The organism is Intestinibacter sp., assembly GCF_051866655.1.
GTDB lineage: Bacteria > Bacillota > Clostridia > Peptostreptococcales > Peptostreptococcaceae > Intestinibacter.
Genome location: NZ_JBJDXL010000243.1, coordinates 1 through 4,432 on the forward strand (window position 1 = coordinate 1; position 4,432 = coordinate 4,432).

Annotated in this window: 1 protein-coding gene and 1 pseudogene; both read right to left on the reverse strand. The window is 28.3% G+C overall.

Annotated features, from left to right (window positions below):
* Nucleotides 1–553: 553 nt before the first annotated feature.
* The gene (locus tag ACI3VO_RS07215) at nt 554–4,084 is read right to left on the reverse strand and encodes an AAA family ATPase (protein ID WP_439757258.1); all 3,531 of its coding nucleotides are present in this window, start codon (nt 4,082–4,084) and stop codon (nt 554–556) included.
* A pseudogene (locus ACI3VO_RS07220) lies at nt 4,085–4,432 on the reverse strand (exonuclease SbcCD subunit D); the annotation flags it as partial.

Genomic DNA, 4,432 nt, shown 5'->3' on the forward strand with positions numbered 1-4,432 from the left:
ATCTTCTAACTCTTCAATTGATTGAAAAGAGTTGACTATACTTTCATATAATGGCAAAAAACATTTATCCTTTGGTAAATTCATCTTTTCAATTCTACCTTTTATATCTACTTTCATAAATTTAACTCCTTTCAATATTTTATTATTTATTTTTAAATAATATTATATATAGTAGTATATATAATATTACAATATATTTTTTAAAAGTCAATATTATATAAGAACAAATGTTTGTGCAAAAAAAGAGGCACCTACAAGGGGGAAAAATTGTAGATGCCCAAAGATATATACTTATTAGGGGGAGAGATATATATATAATTTCCGCTCTCATATATAATTCTTGCCTAAAGTTCTAATATATATACATTTTATTAATAAAATTTTTAAATTTTTTATCCGTTTCTATCAACAGGGGAGTTAAGAAAAACTTTTTAAATTTTTCTTAATATATAATATGAAAAATTATACAATATGATACAAAAATAGACAAAAAAACAGTAAATTTTCTATTTTAAAAGGCATCTACGATATCCATCTATAGATGCCTTGTTTTTTAACTATATTCTATATTTATCTTAGAACCACTACCTCCATCATTAGGAGTGACTATAAGCTTAACTGGAACTCGGTTTTTAAGCTCATCGACGTGGCTTATTATTCCGACACTCAATTTTTCATTGTGAAGCTTTTCTAAAGATTCCATTACTACATCTAAAAGCTCATTGTCTAATGAGCCAAATCCTTCATCTAAGAAGAAAAATTCAAGTGGTGCACTTCCCTTAAGCTGTATTTGAGATGATAATGAGAGTGCTAGAGCTAGTGATGTCAAGAAGGTTTCTCCTCCTGATAGAGTTTTTATACCTCTTCTCAAACCGCCGTTATAATTATCTCTCATAACAAAATTCAAATTGTCGTCTATTTCTAATACGTATCTTCCCTTTGTCATTTGATCTAATCTCTTGGAAGCTTCTATGACTATATATTCAAGTTGATTTTTTGCTACGAATTCCACAAATCTCTTTCCTTGAAGTAGCTTTTCAATTTCCTTTAATAAACCTAAATTGTGCTTAGATTGATCTAACTGCTTTTGAAGCTCTTTGACCTTCTTTAAATTCTTCTCTAGTGTCATGACTTCATTTTGCTTTGCTCCTATTTCTTTAGTTATTTTGTCTATTTCGTCGCTCAGTCTGTATTTATTTTTTTCTAAATCTAAAAACTCGTTTATATCTACAGTTCTGCCATTTAATTTCGCTTTTAAATTTTGGATTTCCAATGATATAGCTTTTTCTTCTTTTTCGAAAAACTCTATTTCATCCTTTAGTCGTTCTCTTTCCTCTTCATCTATAAGTGAATTTTTTACGGCGTAAATGCTTTCAAATTTATATTCAAATAAAAGCTCGTTTAAAGTCGCCTTTGAAGACTTGTATTTGATTTGTGATTCTTCTAATTTACCTTTTACTTCACTTATTTTTGATTTTAGCTTTTCATTTTTGTATTTTTCATCCTCAACTTGAACTCTTAATTTCGCCTCTGTTGAAGTTATTCTATTTATTTCGTCTATTATATTATCTAAAAGGTATTTTGGATTTTGACCCTTTGTTATAGAATTGAATTCAGCTTCTTTTTGAGCTTTGTTCTTTAAATTGCTTTCATTTTCTTTGTTTAAATTAGATATATTTTTATCTATTTGTGTAAATAAATCTCTTTTTTGCTTTAAATTCAACTCTATAGCTTCTTTTTTATCTTTTAAAGCTGCGTTCTTTTGGTCTATTTCCTCTATAATTCTAGAATTTTTATTTATCTCTTCTACCTTTTCTTTTAGGTTTTCTATTTTTAAATTAGATATCATATATAAATACTGTTGTTTTAGTGAATCGTAGTTTTTATTTATTTTTTCTACGCTTTCTTTTAGAGATTTTAAATTGTCGCTTTTATTTACGATATCTTTATTTAATTCTATCTCTTCTTTTTCCTTTTTATTTTTTATTTCTTCTAGTTCTTTTATTTCTTTTTCTAAATTTTCCTTTGTTTTTGTCCAGTCTTCAATTTTTTCTCTTAAGGATATTACTTCCTTCGATAAAATATTTAAATCCTTATTCAAATCTATTGATTTTAAATCGCCAATTTCAGATTTCACCTCTGATATTGATTCTTCAGTCATGCTTATCGTACTAGTTAACTTACTTTGTACTCTTATAGCCTCGTCGTATTTTTTACTTTGAGCATTTATTTTTTCTTCAACCTTTATAATTTGAGATTCTATGTATTTTATTTTTTCGTTGTTGTTTACTACATGTGAATCTGGATGATGAAGAGAACCACATACTGGACATGGACTTCCATCTTGTAGCCCGCTTTTTAATTCATTTGCTAAGTTTAAGAATTTTTGTTCGTTTAAATCTTTTTCTAAGCTAGATTTTTCATTTTTATATTTTTCTATAGATTCCTTTAGCGATTTTATCTCTCTATCTACTTTATATTTTTCCTCTTTGTCTTTGTTCAATTTTTCTTGAAGCTGAGTTAGTTTATTTTCATTTTGCACTGTTTTATCGTATAGAGATTTTAAAGTCAGAGCCTTATTTGATTTTAAAACTATCTCATCGTTAGTTCCTGGACATTTTGAAACTAATATATCGTATTTTTCATTTGTATTTTTTAACTTAAGCTTTGCATCTTTAGTTGAATTTTGCATATAGCTAAATTTGCTTTTTAAATCTTCTAATTCCTTAGATAAAACTGGTATATTTTGTTTGTTTTCTTCAAATTCCTTCTTAACTCTCAAGTATTCCCTTTCAACCTCAAAAGCCTTATATACCTTTTCTTTAAAATCTTCACTTGTCTTCAATGAAGATATTTTATTTTCATTTTCTTTTATTGAACTATTTATTTTAGAATTTTGATCGTCTAGTCCATTTATTTCTCTATTTAATGAAGATTTTTCCCTATCAAAATCATAAATCTTTGCTTTTAACGCTTCTATTTCAGATAATACTTCTTTTATTTGGTTTTCTATTATTATAGCTCTCTCAAATTTTTGCTTGCTCGCTATCAAGCCTTCTAGCTTGCTGTCCTTTTCTTTTTGAGCCTGTTCATATCTTACTTTAGTAGATTCATATTCTCTGTTAGAAGCTGTAAATTCGCGATTTAAATTTTCAAGTGCTAAGCTGTACTCAGATATAGATTTTTCAAAATCCTGTACATTTCTTATATGAGGATCTACTATCTTTGCATGTCCTGAGCGTTCGATTTTAACCTTGCTTGCTTCTATTTCGCCAGTCTTTTGATCTAATTTAGCTTTTCTATTTTCCTTTTCCTCTAAGGATTGTTGATATCCTATAACTTCTCTATATTCGTTGTATTTCTTCTCTGTATCCTCTAATTCTCTTTTTTTATTTCTAGAATTAGCTTGAAGCTCTGTCAAAGCCTTATATGTTTCATCAAATACCTCTTGAGTAGTTCCTTCATATTGTAAAAGGCTATTTTCTAAAACCTCGATTTCTACAATCTTTGAATCTCTTCTCTTCTTAACCTTTTCAGTTAAAGACTTTCCGTATTTTTCAAGGTTGAAAATTCTCTCAAGCATTTCTCTTCTCTTGCTATCGTCTAATTGTAGAAATTCACTGAATTTACCCTGTGGCAAGACTACTGATCTAGTAAAATCAGATGAAGTAAGACCTACTATATCGACAATAGCCTTGTCTACTTGAGTCTTTTTCTCTGCTATAACTGTTTTATTTCCATCGTTGTGTATTTCAACTAGTGTAGCACTGTACGAATTAGCTGAACCTGATTTATTTCTATTTAAAATTCTCTCTACCTCGTATCTCTTTTTATTGTGCTTATTTCCTATTTCAAATACATATCTTATTACAGCTCTATTGCAGGCTGTATTTATATATTCATTTGTATCTCTAGATATATTTCCATACATGGCTATAGTAATCGCATCTAGTATAGTCGATTTACCACTTCCAGTTTTTCCAAAAATACCAAACAGTCCTCTAGAAGTCAATTCCTCAAAGTCTATAACCTGCTTTTCTATATAACTATTTAACCCACTTATCTCTAATCTAATCGGTCTCAATTAATCTTCACCCTCTTCTTCAACAATATGTAAAAATAAATCCAATAGCTCGCCCTTAGGCTCTACTTTATTTCTAAATTTATAGTATTCAATGAATAATTCCTTCATTGTCTTTTCCCTCATGTCTATATGCTCGTATTCATAATTGCTATTTATTATAGGTTTGATTTCTATAATATCATTTAGCAAGCTCTTCATAGCTTTTATATCATTTTGGCTTATTACCTCTTCTGTCGTTATTTCAAAATAAGACCAGATGTCTTTTTCTTTGTTTTCTTCGCATATATTTAGAGCCTCTTCTATACCTTTGCATTTAAATACTTCTATCGGCTTGTAATTTTTGAAATA